We start from the raw sequence: 25,393 nt of genomic DNA, 5'->3' as shown, positions 1-25,393 counted from the left end.
TCGTTTCGATTGCGAATACTAAGGCTAACACAATAAACTTCTAGACGTCCAGACGCCCATTGTTCTGTTTAGTTATATGAAATTCAGAGGGGCGTTAACTCTGAATTTTGCTCATCTTAACATCAAAAGGTATACAATATGCAATTAAATAGTTTGGGATTTCCACGAATTGGTCGTTTACGAGAGCTAAAATTTGCTTTAGAGAAGTATTGGCGTGGTGAAATTAAGCAGTCGCAGTTAGTTGAAATTGCAAAAGAACTACGCCAAACACATTGGCGCTGGCAGGCTGATGCCGGGGTGAGATTGTTGCCTGTTGGCGATTTTGCTTTCTATGATCAGGTATTAACCTTAAGTGCCACTTTGGATGTGATCCCAGAGCGTCATCAAAGTGATACCCCCACCGATATTGATACCTTATTCCGTATCGGACGAGGCCGAGCGCCAACGGGGAAAGACGCTGCCGCTGCTGAAATGACCAAGTTTTTTAACAGTAATTATCACTATATCGTACCGGAGCTAACGGTCGATCAAAGCTTTGATATTGGTTATGAGCAATTGTTTGATGAAGTGAGTGAAGCTCAGGCTTTAGGCTATCAGGTCAAGCCTGTGATCTTGGGGCCAGTGTCATTTCTATACCTGTCTAAAACTGTTGGTTCATCGTTCGATAAGCTGAGTTTATTACCGCAACTTCTGCAAGCGTACCATAAAATATTGGCCCGCTTTGCTAGTCAGGGTGTCGAATGGGTTCAGCTTGATGAACCTGTTTTAGCCCTAGAGCTAGACAGTGATTGGCAAGCCGCGATTAGCCAAGCCTATCGTGATTTTGAGCGTTGTAACCTAAACATCTTGCTCGCCAGTTACTACGGCAGTATTGAGCACCACCATCAGCTTGTCGCATCGCTTAACGTGGCAGGGTTACACTTAGACTTGGTTACAGCGCCAGAGCAGCTCAGCGCTTTTTCCATCAGCCTAAGGCAAGATCAAATACTGTCAGCAGGGGTGATTAACGGCCGCAATGTGTGGGCGGCAGAGCTCGATACACTCGCAGAGGGATTATCGAGTGTAGCGCGGGATCTTAAGCAGCGTTTATGGCTGTCGCCTTCGTGCTCTTTGCTACATAGTCCGGTCGATTTAGAGGTAGAAACTCAGCTTAAGCCTGAACTTAAGCTGCAACTCTCTTTTGCCAAGCAGAAGCTGGCTGAATTGGGTCAATTGAAGACGTTACTCACAGCTCCAAACTCTGTCGAGGCCAAAGCCATAGTGCTTGAGTGCCAACAACGACGTAGCGCACGGGCAAAGGCGGCCAATCAAGAGGTAATAGCCAGAGTCGATGCTCTCACTGAGCAAGACTACCTGCGTGATGATGAATTTTCACTCAGGCAAGCCGCGCAAAGACAAAAATACCGCTTACCATTATTGCCAACGACCACCATAGGGAGTTTTCCTCAAACGCCTGCAATTCGTGGCCTGCGTAGCCGCTGGCGTAAAGGTGAAATAAGCCTTGAGCAATATAATGATCAGTTACGCCAAGTGACCAGAGACACTATTGAGCGGCAGTTAAAGCTAGGTATCGACGTATTAGTGCATGGTGAAGCAGAGCGAAACGATATGGTGGAATACTTTGGCGAACAGCTCGATGGTGTCGGCTTTACCCAGTTTGGTTGGGTACAAAGCTATGGCTCACGCTGTGTTAAACCACCACTTATTTATGGCGATGTATCACGCCCAAATGCGATGACGGTAGAGTGGGCTACATATGCTCAGAGCCTCACAGAAAAGCCGGTCAAAGGCATGCTGACAGGGCCGGTAACCATACTGCATTGGTCTTTTGCGCGCGAAGATATCAGTCGCGAGCAGATAGCGACTCAAATCGGCCTCGCCATTCGTGATGAGGTGGTTGAGCTACAAAATGCCGGTATTGGCATTATTCAAATCGACGAGCCAGCATTTCGAGAAGGCTTGCCGCTTAAAAAGAGTGAATGGCAGCATTACCTTAACTGGGCGGTCAATGCCTTTAAGCTGAGTGCGGCAGGTGTTAGCAACGAAACGCAAATTCATACCCATATGTGCTATAGCGAATTTAATGAAACCATCGCAGAAATCGCGGCGATGGACGCCGATGTGATCACCATTGAGACATCGCGTTCAAGAATGGAGCTACTCAATGCATTTGAGGACTTTAACTACCCAAATGAAATTGGTCCGGGTGTTTACGATATTCACTCACCCAATACACCAAGGGTTGATGAAATTGTCAGTTTGATGGAAAAAGCGGCGAGTAAAGTTGCGGTAGAACAACTGTGGATTAACCCTGATTGCGGCTTAAAGACACGCACTTGGGACGAAGTGGAGCCCGCGTTGGTTAACCTTGTTGAGGCGACTAAGATATTGCGGCGCAAATTAGGCTAGCGCTGCTCGCCTGCTGAGTTAACTTAAGCAAACGAGCTAAAGCATTACCTGTTTTATGGTGCTTTAGCTCGTCTTTAGCTCGTCTTTAGCTCGTCTTTAGCTCGTCATTAGCTGATAGTTTGTTGGGGGGCAGTATTCGTTTTCCTAGTCAGCCTAGTGTGTTTATCAATTCTGTTTTTTTCGAGTGCTTGCCTAGTCTGTTTGCCCGTTATCCTTGGCGGTTAAAGGGGCGAGTGCTGCTAGAGTGAGTGCTGTGATGAACTATTTGTTTACTTATCCGGTCTTATAGAGTCATATTCATTTTACTGCCGCAATATAATGCCGGTAATGCTGAGCGCTATGGCCGAAAAGAAAGCGACCGAAAAGAAAGCGACCGAAAAGAAAGCGACTGAAAAGAAAACGACTGAAAAGAAAATGACAGAAAAACAATCGCCAGAAAAAAAGCCGACATTGAAGCACCGTATTGGTGGTTGGATTAAGCAGTTATTGATTTTGCTTATCATGCTGAGCGCCGTAGCTTGGGTCATGGATAAGTGGCGTAGTAGAAACTTAGAGATCAATGATTTTCCGGTGATTAGTGGTGTTGCTATCACAGGTGAGAAGATTAACGTATCGACGCTTAGTACCGATGGGCCCGTTTTGGTGTATTTTTGGGGTACATGGTGTCCTATTTGCCGTTCGGTAAGCCCATCTGTTGAGGCTATTTCGGCTTATTTTCCAGTGGTGAGCGTGGCCATTGCATCGGGCACTAATAGTGAGATAAATGATTATATGCAGGACCATGATTATCACTTTCCTGTGATTAATGATGCTGATAATCGCAGTGCCAAAGATTGGTCGGTGCATGTTACACCGACTCTGATTATCATCAATGAAGGCAAAGTGGTGTCTTATACCACCGGCTTTACTAGCCTTCCCGGGATCGGATGGCGTATGTTTCTGGCATCATACTGATTGAAATAAACTGTGCATGCTGTCTTTTGAGGGAAAATTGCTCTCATATTTACCGCGAGTGTTGGGGGGAATTCTTTGTCCTGACTATCACAGAGGTTGTTCTATACTGACTAAAGTTATTTCCTTCTCATCGCTGGAGTCATTATGAGCCATACCTACAAAATTATTGAATTGACCGGGTCGTCACCTATTAGTTCTGATGAGGCCATCAAGAATGCGATTGCCGCGGCAAATGAATCATTGAAGCATTTGAGATGGTTTCAGGTGGTTGAAACTCGTGGCCACCTTGAAGAGGGGTTGGTGGCGCACTGGCAGGTAACAATTAAAGTCGGCTTTACCTTAGATCCAAATGCATAACAGCTCTCTAATGATCTGTTATTAGGCCTACGCGTCCCGCGCTAGGCCTTTTTCGACACTGCGGATCACCCTTTGGGTTTTGCGGCTTAGGTTCTGCTCATCTGCTGCTTGTTGCTGTAGAGCCCAATCAATATGCTCTATCACCATATCATCGACTTCATTCGATAGTTTACGGGCCTCAAGCGCTGCGATAATCGCTTCACTGTGGGGCGCATTACCCAGCGCAACGGCGATATTTCTAAGCCAACGTGCATGGCCAATCCGGCGAATAGGGCTACCTTCAGTGAGCTTTAAAAATTCAGCTTCGCTCCACGCAAACAGCTCAAGTAGCTGTGGCTGCTTAAGTGAGGGGCGAGTATGAAAGTCGGTTTCATCGGTGAGTGGCGCGTTAGCGTTTACTGGGCAGACGAGTTGGCAATCATCGCAGCCGTAAATACGGTTACCAATAGCTTGTCTAAACTCTACTGGAATGGCGCCTTGTAGCTCAATGGTTAAGTAAGAGATACAGCGACTACCGTCAACAACGTAAGGCTCAATAATCGCGTTGGTCGGGCAAGATTTAATGCACGCTACGCACGTGTTGCAGCCTTCACTAATAGGAATATCGACGGGCAAAGGCAGGTCGATTAATAGTTCACCCAAGAAGAACCAGCTGCCAGCGTCTTGGTTGAGTAATAAGCTGTGTTTACCTGTCCAGCCAAGGCCTGCCTTATCGGCGAGAGGGCGCTCTAAAATAGGGGCAGAATCAACGAAAGGGCGAGAGTTTGGTTTGCTAATGCCTAGGTTTTTCAACTCAGCTTCGATTCTATCACCGAGCTTTTTAAGGCGGCTACGGATCATCTTGTGATAATCACGCCCGCCAGCATAACGCGAGATATAGCCAAGATTAGGGTCTTTAAGGTTAACCGCAAAACCGGCTTCGGGTGGTAGATAGTTCATGCGAGCGGCAATAACCCGCTTAGTGCCGGGGTGAAGTTCATAAGGTCTAGCGCGCATCATGCCGTGATTGGCCATGTAACTCATATCACCATGATAGCCCTTGTCTAACCACTGCTGTAATTTTGGCTCTTCAGCGCTTAAGTTTGTATCGCAAATACCGATTTGAGCAAAGCCTAGCTCTTTACCCCATATTTTAATATTAAGGGCTAATTCGCCGAGCTGAGTGGGCGTTAAGGTGTCGATTGCAGCAAGTTGTGAAGAAGAGTCAGACATAGGTCTATTGTCGGCGAAAAGTATCGGCGAAAGTAACGGCTTTAAGTAAGCGCTAATGATAGCAGTTATTGAGAGTAAATAGGTATCCTGAGATGTTATTCGACTCTTCTTGGACTCATCTTAGACTCTCAATGGGCTAACTCACTCTAGCTTGATTACGGCCTTCGCTCTTAGCTAGATAGAGTGCATCATCGGCGCGTTTTAGCAGCTGCGACAGCTTGTCGTCGCTTGACATTAAGCTGGCAACGCCAGCGCTAATGGTCATGCTAAAGCCCTGTGGGAACTGACTAAAGTTGCTATTACAGACGGTTCGCACTAAGGCTTGCGCTATTTTGTAGGCCTGCGCCTTGTCGGTATCTGGCAGGATAATCAAAAACTCTTCGCCGCCGACACGCGCGGTTTGATGCTCCGGGGCGAGGGCACTGCGGCAGATCTCAGCGAGTAACTCAAGAGCCTGGTCGCCGACCTCATGTCCAAAGTTATCGTTAATCAGCTTAAAGTTATCTGCATCGAAAGCGATGACTGAAAAACAGCTCTGTTTTATTTTTGTTTCTTCAAAGCATGTTTGCGCTTTGCTATAGATATAGCGCCGATTTGGTAGTTGGGTTAGATCGTCTGTGAGCGCCAACTTTGATAATAATGTGTTTTTCTGGATCTGCTTGTAAGCAAACACCGACACAATCAGCATCAAAAAGCCGCCTAGCAAGATGATGATCCATTGCTGGAGCTCATTTTTCTCCAACATGGCCAGCTCTATCTCTCTGAGCTTTTGGTTTTCGATGAGATGACGATTCTCTTGCTCTATCTGATCGGCATTGAACCGTGTGCGCATTTCGGTGGTGTAGCTTGATAGCTGTTTGGCATCAAGCTCGTTGTGGATAGTCATGTACTGCTTAAGCGCCAGATAAGCTTGTTTCCAGTTATTTTGACTGAGAAATATTTGGCTTTCGACCAACTGCAGCTGTGCTAAGCCACGTATATTCTTTATCCGTTTAAAGGCACTACGCGCCAGTGCTATGTTGTCATGGGCCTGGGATAATTGACCATCGGCTAAATCCACTTGAGCGAGAAATAGATGCATGAAGCTGAAGAAACCTTCATCAGATGGCAAAATAAAAGGTTTAGCTTCATTTAAATATCGCTTTGCTTCATCAAGTTCACTCAGTTTAATTAGCGTTCCTGCAATATTGACCGCGACAGTTGCTTGCTCGAGTTCGCGCCCTTTAGCTTTCCAATACAAGTAACTAGTTTCAAACAGTTGCTTGGCATGCTCTAAATTCCCTAACTCTTCTTCGGCAATGGCAATGGCGACTGAAATGCTATTTGCGGCATCAAAGTCTTTACTCTCTATTTTACTTTTTTCGAGCTTTTTAAAGTAGCGAATGGCATTTTTCTGATCGCCAAAGCGGCGATAGCTAGTGGCGATTTCGTACAGGTTAATACTGACCCAAGCGGGTAAGTTAAGACTTTTATAGAGGGATTGCGAGGTGATTAAGTCCTCTAGCCCCTGGGTGAAGTTACCTTGATAAGAATGAAGGTAACCGCGCATACCTCTGGCATCGGCAATTAGGCGTAAGTTCTCAAGCGCATAAGCTTGATTGATCGCCTTGTTGTAGCCTTGCAGTGCTAGCTCAACATTGCCGTCTTGCTCGGTATACCAGGCCTGGCAGAGTTCTAAATCTAGCTTGTCGTTAGGAAAGCGAGCTAGATCAGGGTGGGTAAGTGCATGCTGAGCAAACGCTAATGCTTTGGCTGCCTCTCCCTCTTTAAATGGATCAAATGACCAGCACTGCGCTCGGGTTAGGCGCATCTTTCTTGCGATATCATCTTTAGCGATTAGCGTTTCAAGCTCGGCGACATAAGCGAGGTGAACTTGGTTGTTATTAACGGTGCCACTATCGAGTAGTGTAAAAATCGCATCGGCTTTTTCTGCATTGCTTTGTTCTGCATAGTTTTGCTCGGCATAACCGAAAACACTCACACAAAGTAAGCTTAAAAACAGAATGAGTTTTATTAACAAAAACGGCTTGGGCATTTAGCGCTTTCTTAGCATTAAAGTCATTGATAATCATGCACAAGCATACACGATAAAATATATATTTTAGTTATTTTTTAACAGAATCAATCATGGCGAATGCTCAAATACCTCTTCTAGTGCATTGCTTAGTTATGGCGTGTGATTGCATCTATAACAAGCGAATGCAGGCTTAGCCAGTACTATTGACGAGAATGGGGGCAGTAACAGGGGCTGTAATTGGGACGGTTACTGCAACTGGAATTACAGGGGGAGAGGCCTGCTATTATACATAGCAGGCCTTAGGTATATCGCTAATAAGCAGCAGTTAAAAGCCTAAAGAATAGCCTTAGTAGCCTAGCCATTTAGCACATTTTAACCTGGTCTCGGCCGTTTGTTTTTGCTAAATAAAGCGCGTCATCGGCGCGTTTTAGTAGCAGTGACAGCTTATCGTCACTCTCGCGAAGCATCGAAACGCCAGCACTGATAGTAATCGAGAAGTCCGGCGGGAATGAACTGAAATCAGCATCGCGAACTTGATTGACTAGGTCCTGAGCTATCTTAACGGCTTGGGCTTTATCTGTATCTGGCAGAAGAATGAGGAACTCCTCACCGCCTACTCTGGCAGCGTCATACTTAGAATTTAGCCCTTCTCTACAGGTATTGGCGAGCAGCTTTAAGGTCAGGTCGCCCACTTCGTGGCCATACTTGTCATTAATGCGTTTAAAATAATCAGCATCGAAACTAATAACCGACAAAGGTTGCTGGGTTTTGCTTGCACGCTCAAAATGGTGCTGGGCCTGAGTGTAAATATAACGCCGGTTAGGCAGCTGAGTGAGATCGTCTGTGAGCGCTAACACAGACAGTAACCTATTCTTTTGTATCTGATTATAGGTAAAAATCGACACGATAATCAGAATGATGCTACCCATGAAAATGATAATCCATTGCTGCGCCTCATTTTGTTCCAGCATCGCCAACTCAAGTTCTTTGAGCTTATGGTTTTCAATTAAGTGACGATTTTCCTCCTCTATTTGTTCAGCATTAAAGCGAGTTCGCATCTCTGTGTTGTAGCGAGAGAATATTTTTTTATCGAGCTCCATATGAAGCTCCATATATTTGTGTAGCGATTGATAGGCTGCTTGCCAATCGTACTGCTTAAGAAATATTTGGCTTTCTACCAGTTGCAGCTGCACCAGACCCCGCAAGCTTTTGACTCGCTGAAAGGCTTGTCGAGCTAACTGTATGCTGTTGTGAGCTTGGGTAAATTGCCCTTGCGCCAAGTAAACCTGAGCATAAAACAACTGCATATAATTATAAAACCCTGACGCAGATGGAGTGATAGCGTGGGCGGCCTCGTCTAAATACTGGCGGGCTAAGTTGATCTCTCCTAATTTGATTAAGGTTCCCGCCATATTAACGGCTACGCCTGCTTTTTTGAACGCTTCACCTTTGCTATCCCAGTAGTGGTAACTTTCTAAAAACAGCTTTTTAGCCTCAGCAAAATTATTCGCTTCTTCTTCTGCGATGGCAATTGATGAGCTCACAACATTGGCTTTATCAAACTGCTCGTTATCAATGTGGCTCTCACGTAATTGGTTGAAATAGCGAATGGCATTGTCTTGATCACCTAAACGGCGATAGATGGTCGCGATCTCGTATAGGCTGTGTTGTACCCAGGTTGTGACATTGAGACTTTTATAAAGGGTTTTAGCCGTCATTAAGTCTTCGAGCCCCAAGGTGTAGTTACCTTGGAGGGATGCTAAAAATCCACGCATCATGCGCACGTCAGCCATCAGGCGTAAATTTTCAAGCTTATAGGCTTCATTTACGAGTCGGTCGTAATAGGCGGCGGCGGTGGCTACATCGCCTCTTTGCTCTGAAAACCAAGCGTAGCAAAGCTCTAAATCTAATTTGTCATCGGGAAAACTGGCTAACTCTGGTCGGGTTAGGGCCTCTTTCGCGAATAATAGGGCCTGGGCAGTCTCAGCATCATCATTCATGTTAAATGACCAGCAGGTGGCGCGAGTTAAAAGTAGCTGCCTAGCAATGTCATTTTTAGGCACTAATGATTTGAGTTCTTTGAGGTATTGTTTTCTCTCGGCGTTATTTTCAACGACGCCGCTATCGAACATATCAAATAGCTTGTCAGCTTGAATTATATCGATTTCAGTAGCAGTAACTGGACGGCTTACAGAGAGTAAGCTTAGGGCGAGCATAAAAAGAGGTAACAGGGTCAGCTTGTTCATTGAGATTTATTTTATGTATTAAAGTCCTTTATATTCATGCAGTAGGATACACGATGGTAACGAAGTTTAACTAAACTTAAATTGCGAGTAAGCGCAAATAGATCACACCTTAGACAAGTTTTTGCATTTGTGCTGAGCAGCCTGTATAACAACGGCCTTAAAATAGTTCGTCAATAAGGTCATAAGGATGAGAAAAGTCTTTGCTTGTTTACTGTTGCTGGCAAGTGGGTCAACGTTTGCAGCATCTGATTTAGAAAAGTCAGGTGATGTATTGCACCTATTAATTCCTGCCGCAGCATTGGGCACAAGCCTTATTTATGAAGACGACTTTGAGGGCGCATGGCAGCTGGCCAAAACGGGGATAGTGTCACGTTTAGTCGTGGAAGGCCTTAAGTACAGCGTTGATAAAGACCGCCCCGATGGCTCAGGCGATGACTCGTTTCCATCAGGGCACACCGCCGACAGTTTTGCCGCGGCAACCTTTGTGCAGCAAAGATACGGTTGGCAGTGGGCTATACCTGCTTATATAGGTGCGACTTACGTAGGCTATACCCGCGTAGAAAGCGACAAGCACCATGTAGAAGACGTATTAGCTGGCGCCGCAATAGGCATATTATCAGGCCTATACTTTACCGACCCATATAAAGGCATCACCATCACGCCAGTGGTTGGCAATGGTCATTACGGCCTATATGTTAGCGGTAAGTTCTAGCGTGAATGAATAGAAACAGTTTGTAGAAACAATTTTTAGCGATATCTGTAGAGAGAAAGAAATGACTGAAGTAACAGCAGCGTACAAAGAACGCGCCGAGCAAGTAGCATTAAACGTGTGCAACACAGTAATGCCGATGAGCGACATTCCAGAGGGATTGTTCGAAGCCTATGCAAACCTTTGCAATGAGCTAATTGAAGATACCGATCTTAAGTTCAGCGCAGGTTGGGATGCACTACCTGCGAGCGCCAAGAACCTATTGCCGAAAGAAGACTTCCATGGTTTTTACATTGCTAACGCTTGGTTTCAACTTAGCCGCGTTGCCCAAGACATTGCCGAGATGGCTGAGACTGACGATGAGATTGCCGAGAAAGAATACAACGGTATTTTCACTCGCTTAGCTGACGCATCACTTAAAGAGAGTGTTCGCAAGCTTAAGAAAGCCCGAACGGATCGCTCAATGCTGTATAGCATTAAGACAGTGATTGCTGGCAAATAGTGGTTTAGCTTTTTGCTAAAAAGTTAGTTTAAAAAGGCTGCAGGGTTTCTGTAGCCTTTTTTGTTTCTGTTAGCTGAGATTAGTCATTCTGCTATTTCGCGTATGGTTTTTGGCAACGCAAACTTATTCAAGCATTGCTTGAAATCAACCATTAGTGGTTCCAATGGCCTGCGGCCTGCGCATGTGCAGACACTGCCGTGACACGCTGCAAGCACATCCATGTGAGCTCAACGAAAACATCCATGTTTTCGACGGTCTCAGCCGCATCTACACTAGGTTAGACAAGCGTCATTCTAGGCATTTGGAGTTATGGCTAAAGCCCTAGCTCGTTACTGGGCAAGATCTCATTTACCACGAAGGACACGGAGCGCTACGCTACACGAAGAAAAGCAACAGCTATAACAAAAGCAGCAGCAAAAGACTCGTCATCAAGATGTTGAACTTTTGCTCTACGATCTTCTCCGTGACCTCCGTGACCTCCGTGAAAGCGAAGCGCTTCGTGGTGAGACTCGTGCTTTGAAAGAGTTATGCCTGTTCTAGATTTTCTGTTTCATTAGATTTATAGCCTGTTGCTGAATGTGCGAACACTTCAGTGACTCGGCGCGGCTTTTGATTTCGTAAGAAGTGTCCCTATAGCCTCTACGACAGCTTCCCTGCTGCCGAAGGTCACTGCCGTATTCACATCTCAGCATTCATCTCTCAGAATTAGCTACTTCAGATGTTACAAACTCATTTCTGTCGGATAGGCGGCACTTGTTACCAAGTACCGCCCTCCTAAGAACCGGACGTGCAACTTTCACTGCATACGGCTCAAGCCTCCACTAAGGCGTATTCTGTTACCCAGCCCCCTACATAGCAGCCAAAACAGGATCAAACCAAGAGTTTCTGCCTTCCTTTGCCCGTTTTCGCTTACCTAAGTAAGCTTCGTATTCGGGGTCGTAAGGTATGGCTGCGCTCCTGATTTTCACATGTCTCTTTATCGGCGTTTGAGCTATCTGAACCAGATTAAAATGGCAGTCCATGTTGGCAATCTTCTGCCAGCCGTGAAATTGCCACCCACCTATGCGATTCATATAGTATTTACACCTCACCCAGTCCTTACTTTTCGTTGGATGACGCCTAACTGCCCAACGCCATAACAACCAGAAAAGTTGATGGCCTACATAACCGAAAACTTGCTTTGCAACACTGTGGCGATAATAGTTCGCCCATCCTCTCAGTTTCGGATTCAATATTTTGATTAAATCGTTAACGGGGATTGTTGGATGTTTTCTGATGAATTCACGTAGATTACTCAAAAATGATAGAACATTGCTCTTGCTCGGTTTAATGAGCAATTTGCCTTTGTACTTTCTAAGATTGAATCCCAGAAAGTCAAAACCATCATCGATATGAGTTATGTGCGTTTTCTCATCAGAGAGTGTTAAGCCTCTTTCCTGTAGAAAACCAATTAGCTGCGGCTTGATTTCATTAACCAGCACTTCCTTCGAAGAACCTGTGATAACAAAATCATCTGCGTATCCGATAAAGTTGACCCTATTACCTGTTTTACTGGCAATAGACTTAACTAATTGTTCTAACCCAGCAAGTGTGAGCAACATAAGCGTTGGGGAGATTATCCCGCCTTGCGGTGTTCCTTCTGCTGTTTTGTAGAACAATCCTTTATCAACATAACCACATCCAAGCCATTGTTTCAGCATTCGTTTATCTAATTGAATGTTGTCGATGAGCCATTGATGACCTATCTTATCGAAACAAGCTTTGATGTCACCCTCAAGAACCCATTGGCTAGAGCGCTTCATACATAAACATTTGAAGCACTGTGCTATTGCATCTGCTGCGCTTCGGTTAGGTCGAAAGCCATAGCTATTGAGGTCGGCTACCGTTTCCGAAATAGGCTCCAAAGCGAGAAGATGAAGCGCTTGCTGCGCTCTATCTATCATGCAGGGAATGCCTAAAGGTCTGAGTTTGCCATTTTTCTTGGGGATGTAGATACGCCTGAGTGGTTTGGCATGGTAGCCTTTTCGACTCAGTTGATTAACCGCAGTCATACAACGAGCATCACTGTTCCAAATGATGCCGTCAATTCCTGGCGTTTTGCTGCCTTTATTTTGAGAAACTCTTTTAACAGCAAGCAATTTTGCTGATTGAGAGTGAGTTAATATCCACTGCAATGCTTTCGCCTTGCCGTGTTTACCTTCTCGGGTTGCTTTTGCAATGCGCATTTGAAGCTTTAATACATGTTGCTTAACCGCTTTCCAGTTAATGGATTGCCATTGAGCATTGTCAGGAGATGCACTAACTTCAATTGAAGTCATCATTTGCGTTTCTCCTTGAATAAAGTTCTTCAAATCATCTTGCAATGGGAGACCAGCTAGAAGTCAGCTCGCTTTCGCGCCAGATAACAACCTGTATCCGCATCATTACAACACGGCATTCGCTTTTTCTAGCCTCCTTTACCTGCATTACTGTCGGCAGCCTTCGCAGACTGCGTTCCCAAAGGGAGCAATACAGGCTTACCCTGTTCCGTATGTCGCGCAACGTCAGGTTAGATGCCCACTATAGTGCGGAGAGTAATATTGATCACGAAAGAGCACTGTCCAATCTCTTTCCAACTCTCGTGCCTTTTGGCCACAGCGTATTAACCACTTCCGCTGTTTCTCATATAACGCACCTTACATGGATTCACTTACGTTCATCATACTGACACCCTAGCACTTACCCGATTGTGGTTATCAGGAAGAACGTCCTCTCACGATTCAGTTCCCATTCGGCATAAGCCAAATATCGTTACATTGTCAGACTCGCTGCTTTATTCAGAGTCTTAGGGTCATCTGGTGATACAGATGGTTCACTCTTATCGCGGTGAACAGCGCTTCATACGACCTCAGGTCGCACGGACAGAAATGAGCTAGGGCTTGAACTCTAAAGTTCATGCTACGCATTATCATTTGTAATGACTATCTTAAGAAAGTGCATTTATGTTCACTAAGAGATGGATGGATCGCAGTTCATTCTCGAAACAAGAAGCTAACCAGAGAGTCTAGGTGTTCTAAATTAACTGCCCAGTGCGAAGGCGCATGCAGGGTGGTGTGGGGGCAGGAGGCTAGATACCTCCGGCTACCCGATTTAGCAAGTTTATTGATTGTGCGTTCTAAATATTGAATCAGCTAATCTTGTACCTGTAGACACTAATTTAGATAAAACCCTAAGCTGTTCTTTACATGATATATTTTCTGTCGGATGAGGGTAATTAATTGTGTGATCAATTTCCCCCCAAATTTCTTCGAAAAGAGTTCTAACTTGTATTTCACAGCAAATATTCGAGTTAGCCTTAGGCATAATCACATAATGAATACTGGTGTAATAAGAGTCTTTGATTTTAGGATCTAAACCAAGTTCTTGAAAATAACTTGTGGATTCTGGATCCCATGAATAAGCTACTGGATTCTCTTTTAAAAACCAATCTCCACTATCCACTTGTTTTTGAATATGTTTATGTAAAATTTTAAATTGATCTTGATAAAGGTGGAGTACTCTAACGCCAGCTAAATCAGTAATCCTTTCAAAAACATTATCTGGCGTAAGTGGATCTTCATCATCCCATTTTCTTGATATTTTATCTCGGAGATGATCAGGATCTTTTAACCTACTCTTTATTGTATATATAATCGGATTTCCGTATTCATTTAATTTTGGCTCTAATTTAAATGTATCAACAACACCATTCATAAAGCGTTCAAAATAATGTTTTTCATCCTCATATGTTGCGATTATTTTATTTACATCATCCATGCTCATATTATTACCCCAATAAATCTATTCGTGATAATAAATCTTCACAAAAACTAATATATCCTTGTCTCGTTTCCCTGTATTTGTTTCCAGAACCACCTAAAGTACTAACGTGCTCTTTATCTAAATTAGGTAAATCAGGTACAAGCCACATAGGGTTATTATAATGTTGAGCCATTGACGGGAATGTATTATGAGTATGCATTACTGAAGTTAAACCAATTGGCGCTTCCATTACCTCTTGAGTCAAGTGTGACCTCATTTCAAGCTGAATATTTTCTTCGATTGTAGCTGGGATTTTACTTGCATAATTAAGGTGAGCTTTAGCTAAATCCCACTTGTTATAACCCGTGTATTTTTTAGCGTTATATATCGTATACCCAAGGAAAGTTACAAAATTTTCAGGAAAAACATGCCTTTTTTCATCTGAAATTAATTTATAAATAACATCAAACTCCGCCTTCCATGAACTTAGAGCCTTCCCTATATTTTTTATACCATATAAGCTAAACAAATCAGGTGATGCAGGAACAAAAAATCCATCTACAGTAGAGATGATTACCTTATTTAAGGAGCCTAAACTTGGTGATGTATCGATAATTACATAATCATAACTATAAAGATCAGCATACTCTTCTGCTAATGCTCTAATTTTGGTAATTGTCCTAATGGCTAAAGGTTCACCTCTATAAATATCAGTCCATCTACTTGCAACTTTTTCTTCATACAGGTGAAGTGTTAGTCGCCCAGGTATGATGTGTAAATTGTTATTTAAAACTATCGGTGGGGGTAATTTTTCGTGATCCCCTGTACCTTCCTCTGTAGGTTTTAGTAGAAAATGAATACTCCTTGGTGAATTAATAACTTTTCCATAATCAGCCTCTGATAGTTTTTTCTTGGATGTTTCAAAACCCTCATCAATAAAGGAGTCTTCTGTGGCCCAAAGATCATGTATGTATTCTTGTTTTAATGCATAAATAGTGAGGTTACATTGTGGGTCTGCATCAATAACTAGTACTTTTTTTCCCATCTCTGACAGAGCATTGGCAACATGATAAGTTAATGTTGTTTTACCTACTCCGCCTTTGTTATTGAAAACCGATATTATTTTCATTTTAATACTTTCCTGTATTGATACTTCAAGGTACGGGTAATCGCCATACCTGCTAACAGCTTATTTATCCTGCGTCTCGGATAAATATCTGCCTATAAAAAATTTCCATTAAAATATCAATGTAACCTATTGGTGTAAAGCGACTAACCTCTCATTTCCATGTGATTTTCTGGTTGATCACTCCGCAAAGTTGAACAAGAACATTTATCGAGTCTATTGCAAGTCCACACTAAAATTAAACCTTTGAAATGTAACAATTATATTTTAATTTGAAATTCATCGATGCATTTTAAGCTAATTTTAGCTTCGATAAAAACAAAGGACGTGGCAGGCAAAATCTTCCTGCTAAGTAAACCCCTAGTACATTAGCTTTTCTAAAGCCAAAGTTGCATTTGGCATACTTACTTTTTAACTGTGAAACTGATAAAGGGGCATTTCCAAGCTAGCAATCAAACCTGCACGGCCCAAATGAAGGCACCAATTATCCGGTGTAGATGCGGCCGTGACCGTCCATGACATGGACGTCATGGCCGAGCTTCCAAGGATGGACTTGTTGCGTGTCACGGCAGTGTCTGCACATAAGGTCGTTCCTTCACATCCATGTGATCACGACATTCGGACGTCCTGTCCAGCACCCGCAGCAGGCGATTGATAACTCTAAAGCGACAATTGAGAACTCGCTTCCCCGTAGCAACTACCCAAAAAATGTAATCAGCCTTCATTTGAAGGTAAACATGTTTTGGGGCAAAAGTGAGTTGCGACACTTACAGAAAACACCCATTCCCCATCGAAGTTGCCGAAGTACGTAGATGAAAATGTCGTGGAACCATCATGGATGATGGTTCAGGCTCGGGGGGACATGGATGTCCCATCTGAGCCGTTAGGCGATTTTTATTGGAGTATGAGGCCCGTATCTAATGCATGTAACTTCGTCGGGGCGGCTCGGGTGATGCAAGAGGGGGAAGCTGTTGTCCCCCTTTTGCCCGAGTGTGAGCTGGAAGCTCACGACCCTAGTCAGGCGTAGCCTGATGCATTACCAATGTGGCATCACCACTGATGTTAACTGTTAGACGAAGTCTAACTTAAAGGTCAGGCAAAGCCTGATAGCAAACCAACTACCAGATAACCCCAAATCCAAAAAACAAAAAAGCAGCCAAATATGACTGCTTTTGATTTCAACTTCGCTAATAAACGTTGCGAATACTAACGTTCAGAACTAGAAAGAAGTTCTTTTATAACGTCGATACTCTGCTGTCCAAAAGTTCTCTTCAATCGCATAGGTCAACAGCTCATCGGTTGTCGCTAAAGCATGACCTTCTTCAATCGCCATTCTGGCCACCGCAAACGCAATACGCTTACTCACCATATGAATGTCTTCAAGCTTAGGAAGTAGCGAACCTTCGCCATTAAGCGCTAATGGTGAACACTCGGCTAACGCGCGGCTCGATGCCATCAACATGGCATCACTGACACGTTTTGCCCCAGATGCTAATACGCCAAGACCAATACCCGGGAAGATATAACTGTTATTACATTGAGCGATTTCATAGGTGGTGTCGTCAACAACTACGGGCTCAAATGGGCTGCCTGTCGCGACAAGTGCCTGACCTTGAGTCCAATGCAAAATATCTTTTGGTGTGGCTTCAACGCGGCTAGTCGGGTTCGACAGTGGGAACACAATTGGGCGTTTGCAATGGCTGTGCATCGCTTTGATGATCTCTTCGGTGAACAAACCGGGGGCACCTGATACGCCAATCAATACTGTAGGCTTGGCATTGTTGACCACATCCAGCAGTGAGATGTTGTCGCTGAAGTTATCCCAATTAGCGATATCATCACAGTTTTGCGCTAGCTTTTGCTGGAACGGCAGAAGGTTAGGCATGTTTGATTGCAGCATGCCCCAGCGATCAACCATAAACACTTGCTTGCGCGCTTGTTGTTCAGTGATGCCTTCTGACACCATTTGCGCCACGATTGCCTCGGCAATACCACAACCTGCAGAGCCTGCACCTAAGAAGGTAATGCGCTGCTCACTAAGTTTAGTGTTTGCCGCTTTACATGCTGCTAAAAGCGAGCCAACGGTTACAGCCGCAGTGCCTTGAATATCATCGTTAAAGCAGCAGTATTGATCTTTATAACGCTCTAGCAGTGGCATGGCGTTCTTTTGCGCGAAATCCTCAAACTGGATCAGTGCATCTGGCCAGCGGCGGTGAACGGCTTGCATAAAGGCTTCGACAAATTCGGTGTACTCTTCGCCGCCAATACGCTGGTTACGCCAGCCCATGTACATTGGGTCTTCAAGCAGGTGCGGGTTATCGGTACCCACATCTAAGGTTATTGGCAGGGTGTAAGCTGGACTAATGCCACCACAGCTGGTGTAAAGTGACAGCTTACCAATCGGGATCCCCATGCCGCCAATGCCTTGGTCGCCCAAGCCTAAGATGCGCTCACCGTCGGTCACAACGATGATTTTAACCTTTTGACGAGTCGAGTTATTAAGAATGTCGTCGATACGGTCTTTATTGGCGTAAGAGATAAATAGGCCACGGTTACGACGATAATCTTTAGAAAAACGCTCACAGGCCATACCCACAGTTGGGGTATAGATGATAGGCATCATCTCGGTAATATGGTTTTGTACTAGGCGGTAATACAAGGTCTCGTTGGTATCTTGAATGTTTCTAAGATAGATGTGTTTATCGAGATCATTGCTGAAGTTTTTATATTGGTCGTAAGCGCGTGAGGCTTGCTCTTCAATAGTTTCAATCACGTGCGGCAGTAGGCCTTCAAGATTGAAAAAAATCCGTTCTTCGTCGGTGAAAGCGCTGCCTTTGTTGATCAAAGGGGCTTCAAGAATGGCTGGACCAGCAAAAGGAAGATAGAGCGGGCGTTTATTATCGTCCATTGGAAACCTTTTCTTTATTTTTGTTAGTTGGATGACAGGTGATGCGAATCACGGAAGATTAACACAAAGCGTGATCTTTGTTAGCGGTTGCGGCCGAATTAAGCTAACTTTTTTAGATATGGGAAAAGTGAAGGCTCTAGGAAAGGCAAACAGCAAAGACGATGAAAGCCAAGACGGAGAAAGCAAAGACGGTAACAGCCGAACGGCCTGCTGCCTAGGGAACGTGACTACGTCACTACGGAACGCTGCGCTTACGGAAAAATAGGCAAGGCTGAGAAAGGTCCTAGGTCCTAAAACCTAGAGCCTAAGATATGTAGGTCGGGCTTTAGCCCGTCAAGCCTTTGCACTTTCTAGCTGGGCGAAGCCCGCCCTCGCAGCGTAGCGCCCTAGAGTCTAGGATCTTCTTCCTAGTACCTTCTTTAAAAAAAAAGCACCGCCGCTGGCAGTGCTTTTCTGATCACGAGTGAACGTAACTATTATTCAGCGTCTTTTGGACGGTGCTTTAGCGATAAACCCATTAAGAAGTTACGCAGCACTTGGTCACCACATGGCTTGTAGTGCTTGTGCCCAGGCTTTCTAAATAGTGCGCCTAGCTCTGACTTAGTCATGTTGAACTCAGCAAGCTCTAACGCTTCAATGATATCTTCTTCGCGTAACTCAAATGCCACTCTTAACTTTTTAAAGATAAGGTTATTGGTCAGTTGCGATAATGGCTCTGGTACTTCTGCGCCAGGCTTTAGGCCACGCTTGTAGATCACTAAACCATCCAAGAAACGACACATGTTTTTGTCGTTGCAAGGTGTATAACCTTCTTCATGCTCTTTTTTTAGCATGTCGATGATCTCTTCTTGAGTCACTTCGTGCTTAGCTTTGGCAAAAATACGGATCATTTTTGCATTGCTTAAATCGAGGATATAGCGAACTTTACGTAAAATATCATTGTTAATCATAAGTTTGATTTCTTCTAGCTATGGGATCGCGCGGCTGCGCGATCATCGGCGGTTATTATAGCAGAAGTTAACTCTTCAATAGCAATTACTCTGCACTCTTAAGCTGTGCAGTTTCAGGTCTTGGTTCGGGTTCTGATTTTGGTTCAGGTTTAGCCGATAAGGCATTTTCTACTGCGGATATGCCAGCTTGATAGAGTTTTTCGACTGGACGGTTTTCCATTGCAATCAATTTACTGCGAATGCTGTTGCGAATGTCGTCATGCAAGCCAAAAGTTCTTTGGCTATCGCTCAGATCCCACGAGGTGTTTTCAAAGATAACCAGACTCACCTTTGACTTAGGGTAGTAGACCGCAAGGCTCACATAACCGGGTAGGTAACCACTGTGACTGTATTCGACTAACTGCTCGTCTCGGCTAATTTGAATGCCATAACCGTATTCTAAGACGCCCCATCTGTGGTTGCGGGTTGCTTGAGGAGAGGTCATTAACTTAAGGCTGTTGGCAGTGATCAAATTACCACTATACAGGGCATGCTGAAACTGACTGTACGCTTCTGCCGAGGCAATCATGCCACCAAAAGCGACCAATTGATTATCGATGTTTAAATCGACTTGAGTGTAGTGAGCATGGCTTTTACCATCGCTACTTTGCCCTAGCTCTTCGACTTGGCCAAGGATCAAGCTTGGGTGTTTGGCTTGAATACTACTAATACCACCCGTTTGGGCATACAGGCCATCTAGCTTAGTTTGCTCATTGAGCTGGTTAATCAGTTGATAAATCGGTTTTTGGTAAACGGTTTCCAGTAACTCACCTAATAGCGCGTAACCATAGTTAGAATATTGAAACTGACTTCCGGGCTTATATCGGGGCGCTTCGCCGATATTGACGAGACCGGATGTGTGGCTCAGTAACTGCGACACCGTGATGCTCGGGGGGATATAGTGTTGGGTCTGGTTAGTGTCTTCTGATAAGTAGAAACTGACACTTTTCTCTAGTTCTATTAAGCCTTCATCCACCGCTTTTAAAATTAACGCCGCAGTGACTTGCTTAGATAAAGAGGCAATGACAAAGCTTGAGTTAATTTCAACATCATCACCCGAGATATAAGTAAATATCGGCTGATTGTCACGCTTGAGCATGATGATGCCGCTAAACGGGCGCTCATTTTGTGCGATAAGGGTTGGTAATTGCTTGGCTATATCGCTGCTGGCCATTCGATTCGCACTGGCTTTGTTTGCTGCCCAAAGGCAGCAGCCAACCACGACTGTGCCTATAAGTGTTTTTGTTATTAGGTGCATTTGAGGTGTAGGTGTCCGTGTACGTTATTTTGTTAGCATCCAATAGATAAAGAGCAGGGCAAAGCTTACTAAGTAAGTTAAGCCTAGCCATGAGAGCACTCTCATGGCGCTACCATACCTGTCTGCTGGTAACAGTGCTGTGCTGATCATCAACTTATAGTTAAGCCAAGCAAAAACGACCGTTGTCATAAAGGCGAGGATCATAACAAATTCCAGTAAAGGAAGTAGAGCCCCTTTAAAAAACAATATGATAATTAAGCCCAGAGCACTGATTGATAGCATTACCCCATTAAACCGTCGCTCACTATCTTGTTGCTGAGTCAGCAGTTGCCAACCCATGTTGAGGGTGCGGCTATAGCCATCTATCACCGTCACTGTGGTACTGAATATACATAAAAAGGCCACAGTGCCGATGAGATAGCGACTTTCGCTGCCCATCACCTGGCTATAAAGGTTGATTAATTGGCTGGCAAACTTAGCGCCGGATGCCGAAAATTGCTCGCCACTGCCGTACATAACTAAAGTGCCGAGGGCGAGAAAGACTATGGCGAGTAGCGCCGTCATTAAGTAGCCAAAGTTAAAGTCAAACAGTGCCTGCTCTTTGGTCACTGGAGATAACTTTTGTTTTTCTATTAGCCAAAGCGAGTTCCAAGCACTGACTTCAATCGGCGCTGGCATCCAGCCCATCATGGCGACCAGGAAGCCGATATAAGCCCATTGCCAGGGGGATTGAGGCACAAACTCTGGGTTAACAATTGCTGGTGCGTTAAAGGCCAGTGCAACGGCAATTAAGGTGGTAAGGGTTAGCGCCAGCATAATGACTTTGGTGAGTTTATCCAGCAAGGCGTAATGGCCGAAGATTAGAATAACTAGGCTGGAGACTAATACCTGTAGCGCCAGAATATCTATGGGCAAAGGGATAAATTGAGTCAGCATGGCGGCGGTTAGCATCGCAACGCCTGCGGTACTGGCGATGGCGGCGATAGTATTGAGCGCGGTAAATACCAGCAGATACTTGCGTCCTTGCTTTAAGTAACCTTGCAATAAATTCTCGCCAGTGGCGCTGGTGTATCGCGCTCCTGCCGCAAAAAATGGGTACTTAAGCAGATTGACGGCTAAAATAACCCAGGCCAGTTGCCAACCAAACTCTGCGCCTGCTCGGGTTGAGGCGACCAGATGTGAGGCTCCAATGGCTGCCGCGGCCATTAACAGGCCTGGTCCCATGGCGTTCAGTAGTGTGGGTAATTTCATTTTTTGGTTTGTTAGTGCCGCGCTGTTATGACTCATGTTTAATATCTTTTTATTGTTATAGGCAATGTTATGAAGCTGATTCTTATCTCTAGCTCAAGTTATCGGTTCAGATCCTGGTGTTAGTCTCTAACTTTTACTATTGGTTTCAATGCGTTTGAGAGTATCAGAGATCTCTTGTAAAAGGCTTATCACACTAGTCTCATTATTTTCATCTTATTTTATATTGCTGTAATTTATGTTCTTATTTCATCCATTACTTAAGCAAAATTACAGCTGATTTGAAACTGTTATATTATTAACCTGTTTTATTTTGAAATGAGCTTATTTGAAGCCGTCTCATTCTGAAGCCTATTTTGAAACTGACTTATTTTGAAACAAAGTGCTAGTTTCTATTTTTACTGCTTCACAGTAGCTTAAGGGCTCTATTTATTCAGTTGTTATCAGGTTAAGGAAGCGCACGATGATAAAGTTATATGGCATTCCCCGTAGTCGCTCTTTAAGAGTGTCGTGGACGCTAGAGGAACTCGGTTTAGAGTGGCAATATCAATATATCAACTTTGTGAATGGCGATGGGCGTGATCCCGCGTTTTTGGCCGTTAACCCTTGCGGTAAAGTCCCCGCCTTAGAAGACGATGGTTTTGCATTAACCGAGTCTGCAGCAATCGTGCTCTACTTGGCCGAGAAATACGGTGAGGGGAAGTTATTGCCGTTAGCGGGCAGCCATGAGTCAGGACTACACCATAAGTGGATTAGCTTTATTATTAGTGAGCTTGAGCAGCCTTTGTGGACCATGGGTAAGCATAAGTTTGCCTTACCTGAAGCTCAGCGTTTAACCGAGATGTTAGCGGTAGCAAAGTGGGAGTTTGATAAGGCTGCTGCGATAGCTGAGAAGTGGTTACCCGATAGCGAGTTTTTACTGGGGGATAAGCTAAGTGTTGCCGATATTTTACTTGGGCACACCTTATTGTGGGCAACGCGATTTGAGCAAGATATTCCGCCAAAGCTTGCTGCCTATCGCGATCGACTCACCGCACGTCCAGCCATGGCCAAAGGCTTAGCAAAAGAGGAAGCTGGCGCAGCTTAACCCCTGCTTAAATTAAAAATTAAGCACAAAAAAAGCATCCATTATATAGAATAAAGTGGATGCTTTTCTTAATGTAGAACCTAGAACCTAGAACCTAGAACCTAGAACCTAGAACCTAGAACCTAGAACCTAGAACCTAGAACCTAGAACCTAGAACGCTTCGCTTCGAGGACGGGCTCCGCCCTGCTAGGAAAAGCAACAGCGTGACGGGCTAAAGCCTGACCTACAACAAACACTGTTGTTCACAGCTTTTAACCGGCTTTATCCGTCTCGGCTTTCATCGTTTTTGCCTTTTGCATTTCCTAGGACCTAGACCTTTTTTTGCCTTTCCTAGTACCTAGGAGCTAAAGCTTATAACTGCGTCTTCGCCCATTTTGCGCGATTTTCGCGGCTCTCTTTTAAGCCATCTTTGTCGCGGTACGCTTTATATGATTCAAAGTCTAATGGCACTAATACCACATCGACTTCTAGCATTAGCTTACATTCTTTCTTGATGCGCCAAGCTGAGGTGTTATAAAGCTCAGCTAACGGAAGAGTACCTAAAAACTCAGGGTTGTACTGGGCATAAAGTGCCTGAGTTGGGTATACCACAAAGCTTAAGGTACGCTTTGGTTCTGACTTGAACAGCTCTTCAATACCATCACAAGTATTGAGTACTTGCATCTCTATGGCTTCATCGATTTCGATTAGCTTCTTTTGTACTGGCATGTGAGCAGGTTTTTCGCCGGCTTCCCAGGCAATCACATCGGCTTCGCTGACTTTGCCAATTTCGGCAACTTGAGCTGTGGTTAACGCCAAAGAGTGACGAAGGTACTGCATTTCAATGGCATTGAAACCAAGTTCTTTAGACATGATATTTCCTTAGTAAAATTGTTGTGATGGCGTATTAGCGATATCGATGGCTATTAGCTACGCATCCATACATCTTCGGCCCAGTCCCAAAAAGATTCCCAGGTTTCTTCCTCGTCGATTTCACCATCTTGCCACAGCTGAATTTGACCTTCTTGGCTAATAAAGAAGAAATTATCGCCCTGCTGACAAATAGGAACAAACTCACGCGGTAAGCCGACCGACCAAGCATAAGAGGTCACTTCTGACAGGTAAGTATGCGAATTGGGGTCGCTTGCGGTGACAGGCTCTAGGCTGCCACAGATCACATCACTGGCGTAGAGTAAGTATTCTTTAAGCTCCATAGGCAGTGGGATAAGAATTTCTTCTTCCACTTCAACAATTTGCTCAAACGTCGCTAGCTCTAACGGTACAGGTACCGTTTCACTCATCTCTTGCAGTTGCTCAATGATATCGTTCATAAGGTCTTGGGTATATTTGGGTGTATAGATTATTGGAGCGGAGTATAACTCCAAATCAGTTGGAAGTGCAGGTTACAGTAGTAATTAAATGCACTTATGACTTTGGAATTTAGGTGATGTTCACCGCGGGATGAGGACAAAAAAAAGGCCCGTGTTAGCGGGCCTTGTTGAATCGGTTTATCGAGGTTTTATGCTGCTACTGCATCGATAACTTTAGCTTGGTCGCTGCGCTTATACCTTAGCCATGCTTTGTGGTAAAGCTTATGTGACTCTTGACGCAGCTGAGTGATTTTTGCGTTTTCAATCTCACTTAAATCACGTTGCTGCTGTATGGCAGAGGCTTGAATAGATTGCACTTGCTCATAGACCTTATGTTCGGCGCCGCTTTTAATATCGGCAATATCGGCAAGGTGCAGCTGCACTTCGGCAATCATCTGTGACTGAGGGAGTTTAATCAGTAGGTTAAGGTCACGGTAGCCAGACTCTTTTGGGGTGGCAAAGCGGTTTTTAACCTGGATAAGTTCGCTGTCAGACTTGAGTAAGGCAAATGCTTGCATCAAGTTATGGATGTCGTTACTGACGATACTCGCTCTTACGATATCGGTGAGCTGGCTCGCGTCGTTACCAAGTTTGTTTTGTACCTTGGTCTGCGCTCTTTCGCGGCTCTTAATATCGGCCAATATTGATTGGGTTTGAGATTGTGAGGTGATCAGTTTAAGCAACTGGCTCAGCTCTTGTTGGGCGTGATTGGCTTGGCTATAGAGGGTGTCGAGATCGGCGCTAGTTTGTCTAGGCACCTGGTATTGCATAGACTGAATCGCGGTAAGCCCATCGATGTTTTTAGAAAAAGCCAGTTTGGCGGCGTAGCTACCGTTATCCTTGGTATTGTTTTGACTATGCTCGACAGTATGGGCAAAAGCTGAACGGGTCGACAGTAGCAGTAAGAATATGAAAAAAGTCCGTAATATCCGGTTCATGGCAGTCCTAGTTTGTGGCTGTACCCATAATCTAACTGGCAAATGCTTAAGCTATGCTGAATGACAAATTAACATTTGTTCATAGTGTGAGCTGTCGCTTCTGAAAAGTAACAATAAACGAAAAAGCCGTTGATGAAATGAGACATCAACGGCTTTTTCGTTTTTATTATTTGGAGGACCTAGGACCTAGGACCTAGGACCTAGGACCTAGAATGGTCTTGCTAGCAGAAGCAGGAGCTTGACGGGCTAAAGCCCGACCTACAACAGCCACACGCCTCTTGCTTTCCTAGGACCTTTCTTGGCA

Annotated in this window: 20 protein-coding genes; 7 read left to right on the top strand and 13 right to left on the bottom strand. The window is 44.5% G+C overall.

The window, feature by feature from the left end; translation table 11 throughout:
- Positions 1-138 precede the first annotated feature (138 nt).
- From metE to ACVBJC_RS09815, 3 genes are all read left to right on the top strand, one after another.
- Positions 139-2,409 (top strand): 5-methyltetrahydropteroyltriglutamate--homocysteine S-methyltransferase, encoded by a 2,271-nt coding sequence (metE, locus tag ACVBJC_RS09825; RefSeq protein WP_447160732.1) that lies wholly within the window; start codon positions 139-141, stop codon positions 2,407-2,409.
- Positions 2,410-2,748: 339 nt separating this feature from the next.
- Entirely contained in the window at positions 2,749-3,363 is a 615-nt protein-coding gene (locus ACVBJC_RS09820; protein ID WP_447160733.1) for a redoxin domain-containing protein, read from the top strand.
- Positions 3,364-3,507: 144 nt separating this feature from the next.
- Positions 3,508-3,720, top strand: a complete 213-nt coding sequence (locus tag ACVBJC_RS09815; RefSeq protein ID WP_447160734.1) for a dodecin — start codon at positions 3,508-3,510, stop codon at positions 3,718-3,720.
- Between the two features lie 27 nt (positions 3,721-3,747).
- Here ACVBJC_RS09815 and queG read toward each other — a convergent pair whose 3' ends face one another.
- The 3 genes from queG to ACVBJC_RS09800 form a co-directional block, all read right to left on the bottom strand.
- Positions 3,748-4,932 (bottom strand): tRNA epoxyqueuosine(34) reductase QueG, encoded by a 1,185-nt coding sequence (queG, locus tag ACVBJC_RS09810; RefSeq protein ID WP_447160735.1) that lies wholly within the window; start codon positions 4,930-4,932, stop codon positions 3,748-3,750.
- Between the two features lie 136 nt (positions 4,933-5,068).
- On the bottom strand, positions 5,069-6,967 hold the full coding sequence (locus tag ACVBJC_RS09805) for a diguanylate cyclase (RefSeq protein ID WP_447160736.1): 1,899 nt from the start codon (positions 6,965-6,967) through the stop codon (positions 5,069-5,071).
- Between the two features lie 344 nt (positions 6,968-7,311).
- The gene (locus ACVBJC_RS09800) at positions 7,312-9,195 is read right to left on the bottom strand and encodes a tetratricopeptide repeat-containing diguanylate cyclase (RefSeq protein WP_447160737.1); all 1,884 of its coding nucleotides are present in this window, start codon (positions 9,193-9,195) and stop codon (positions 7,312-7,314) included.
- 187 nt (positions 9,196-9,382) lie between these two features.
- Here ACVBJC_RS09800 and ACVBJC_RS09795 point away from each other — a divergent pair, with 187 nt between their 5' ends.
- Positions 9,383-9,907, top strand: coding sequence for a phosphatase PAP2 family protein (locus tag ACVBJC_RS09795; protein ID WP_447160738.1), 525 nt, complete (start codon positions 9,383-9,385; stop codon positions 9,905-9,907).
- Between the two features lie 61 nt (positions 9,908-9,968).
- Complete coding sequence (locus ACVBJC_RS09790) at positions 9,969-10,406, top strand: DUF3069 domain-containing protein (protein ID WP_447160739.1); 438 nt, start codon at positions 9,969-9,971, stop codon at positions 10,404-10,406.
- Positions 10,407-11,254: 848 nt separating this feature from the next.
- Here the strand turns inward: ACVBJC_RS09790 and ltrA are convergent.
- From ltrA to ACVBJC_RS09775, 3 genes are all read right to left on the bottom strand, one after another.
- Entirely contained in the window at positions 11,255-12,727 is a 1,473-nt protein-coding gene (gene ltrA / locus ACVBJC_RS09785) for a group II intron reverse transcriptase/maturase (RefSeq protein ID WP_447160740.1), read from the bottom strand.
- Positions 12,728-13,544: 817 nt separating this feature from the next.
- Positions 13,545-14,207, bottom strand: a complete 663-nt coding sequence (locus tag ACVBJC_RS09780) for a hypothetical protein (protein WP_447160741.1) — start codon at positions 14,205-14,207, stop codon at positions 13,545-13,547.
- 4 nt (positions 14,208-14,211) lie between these two features.
- A complete protein-coding gene (locus ACVBJC_RS09775; protein ID WP_447160742.1) occupies positions 14,212-15,315 on the bottom strand; it encodes a ParA family protein in 1,104 nt (367 codons plus the stop codon).
- An 820-nt stretch (positions 15,316-16,135) separates the two neighbouring features.
- Here ACVBJC_RS09775 and ACVBJC_RS09770 point away from each other — a divergent pair.
- The gene (locus tag ACVBJC_RS09770; protein WP_447160743.1) at positions 16,136-16,339 is read left to right on the top strand and encodes a hypothetical protein; all 204 of its coding nucleotides are present in this window, start codon (positions 16,136-16,138) and stop codon (positions 16,337-16,339) included.
- A 192-nt stretch (positions 16,340-16,531) separates the two neighbouring features.
- Here ACVBJC_RS09770 and ACVBJC_RS09765 read toward each other — a convergent pair whose 3' ends face one another.
- From ACVBJC_RS09765 to ACVBJC_RS09750, 4 genes are all read right to left on the bottom strand, one after another.
- A complete protein-coding gene (locus tag ACVBJC_RS09765; protein ID WP_447160744.1) occupies positions 16,532-18,220 on the bottom strand; it encodes an NAD-dependent malic enzyme in 1,689 nt (562 codons plus the stop codon).
- Between the two features lie 476 nt (positions 18,221-18,696).
- Positions 18,697-19,170 (bottom strand): DUF1456 family protein, encoded by a 474-nt coding sequence (locus ACVBJC_RS09760; RefSeq protein ID WP_447160745.1) that lies wholly within the window; start codon positions 19,168-19,170, stop codon positions 18,697-18,699.
- A gap of 85 nt (positions 19,171-19,255) precedes the next feature.
- The gene (locus ACVBJC_RS09755) at positions 19,256-20,467 is read right to left on the bottom strand and encodes a serine hydrolase domain-containing protein (RefSeq protein ID WP_447160746.1); all 1,212 of its coding nucleotides are present in this window, start codon (positions 20,465-20,467) and stop codon (positions 19,256-19,258) included.
- A 24-nt stretch (positions 20,468-20,491) separates the two neighbouring features.
- Positions 20,492-21,754, bottom strand: coding sequence for an Nramp family divalent metal transporter (locus ACVBJC_RS09750; RefSeq protein WP_447160747.1), 1,263 nt, complete (start codon positions 21,752-21,754; stop codon positions 20,492-20,494).
- A 424-nt stretch (positions 21,755-22,178) separates the two neighbouring features.
- Here ACVBJC_RS09750 and ACVBJC_RS09745 point away from each other — a divergent pair, with 424 nt between their 5' ends.
- Positions 22,179-22,802 (top strand): glutathione S-transferase family protein, encoded by a 624-nt coding sequence (locus ACVBJC_RS09745; RefSeq protein WP_447160748.1) that lies wholly within the window; start codon positions 22,179-22,181, stop codon positions 22,800-22,802.
- 351 nt (positions 22,803-23,153) lie between these two features.
- Here the strand turns inward: ACVBJC_RS09745 and ACVBJC_RS09740 are convergent, their stop codons facing one another.
- The 3 genes from ACVBJC_RS09740 to ACVBJC_RS09730 form a co-directional block, all read right to left on the bottom strand.
- A complete protein-coding gene (locus ACVBJC_RS09740) occupies positions 23,154-23,654 on the bottom strand; it encodes a DUF4447 family protein (RefSeq protein WP_447160749.1) in 501 nt (166 codons plus the stop codon).
- Between the two features lie 53 nt (positions 23,655-23,707).
- Complete coding sequence (locus ACVBJC_RS09735) at positions 23,708-24,112, bottom strand: SMI1/KNR4 family protein (RefSeq protein WP_447160750.1); 405 nt, start codon at positions 24,110-24,112, stop codon at positions 23,708-23,710.
- A 188-nt stretch (positions 24,113-24,300) separates the two neighbouring features.
- The gene (locus tag ACVBJC_RS09730; RefSeq protein ID WP_447160751.1) at positions 24,301-25,089 is read right to left on the bottom strand and encodes a RelA/SpoT domain-containing protein; all 789 of its coding nucleotides are present in this window, start codon (positions 25,087-25,089) and stop codon (positions 24,301-24,303) included.
- Positions 25,090-25,393: the final 304 nt, after the last annotated feature.

It is taken from the genome of Shewanella sp. 0m-6, assembly GCF_052977325.1.
The sequence above is the reverse complement of the archived record's forward strand: the minus strand, read 5'-3'. Positions and strand labels throughout refer to the sequence as shown.